Annotated in this window: 2 protein-coding genes; both read right to left on the reverse strand. The window is 72.4% G+C overall.

Going from position 1 to position 935, the window contains the following annotated elements; genetic code table 11:
* Positions 1–170 precede the first annotated feature (170 nt).
* Positions 171–572, reverse strand: coding sequence for a cupin domain-containing protein (locus AC27KI_RS25890; protein ID WP_487116703.1), 402 nt, complete (start codon positions 570–572; stop codon positions 171–173).
* A gap of 44 nt (positions 573–616) precedes the next feature.
* A partial coding sequence (locus tag AC27KI_RS25895) for a helix-turn-helix domain-containing protein (protein WP_487116705.1) occupies positions 617–935 on the reverse strand: 319 nt, incomplete at its 5' end.

Consider the following 935-nt stretch of genomic DNA (forward strand, 5'->3'; position numbering starts at 1 on the left):
CCTCGCGCTCGGCCGCCTCCGCCCAGGGCCTGGCGCAGTGGCTGGAGATCCTGGAAGGACTTCACTTTCATGCGCCGGTTGTACCCGAAGTGCGGCCGCCGCCCCGGCGTGGGCGGCAGTGCCCCGGGATCGCCGCGGGCCATGCCGCACCGGCTCCGGGGCCGGGCCCGTTACACCCACCGATCGTTCGGTGCGGTGCGCTCGCCCCCGCTGTCGCCTGTGTTCACCACGCCGCGCGGCTCCACCAGCAGCAGCCAGACCTCGCCCAGCGCGCAGGGCCGGTGCTCGGTGTCCCGGGGCACGACGAACATCTCGCCGGCATTCAGCTCCACGTTGCCGTCGCGCAGCTCGATGCGCAGCCGCCCCTGCACCACGATGAACGCCTCGTCGGTGTCCGCGTGGCGGTGCCAGATGAACTCGCCGTCGATGCGCGCCAGCTTGAACTGGTAGCCGTTCATCTCGGCGACCACGCGGGGCTGCCACAGCGCATCGATCAGCGAGAACTTGTGCGCGAAATTAATCGGCGCATGGCCCGCTCGGGCCGGTGGCGTGGGGGTGTGGGCGTGTTGCATGCGGGGCGCTTTCTGGTCAATGGAAAGCACCCAGGTTAGGCAACTCAGGCCCCCGCGTCTTGCACGATCGTGCACGCGGCGGCCGGGCCGGCCTGCATGCGCAGCCAGCGGGCCGGCGGCACGCCGAAGGCCTGGGTGAACCGCCGCGTCATGTGGCTCTGGTCGAAAAAGCCCGCCGCATCGGCCGCCTGCGCCGCGCCCAGGCCCTGGCGCATCAGCGTGCGCGCCAGGTCCAGGCGCCGCAGCGTCAGGTAGCGGTAGGGGCTGGTGCCGAACAGCGCCCGGAAGTCGCGCGACAGGCGCCAGCGGTCCTGGCCGCTGGCGCCCTCCAGGTCGGCCAGCGTCACCGGGCTCGCGGCGTGC

This window comes from Acidovorax sp. KPB24-03 (genome assembly GCF_057546605.1).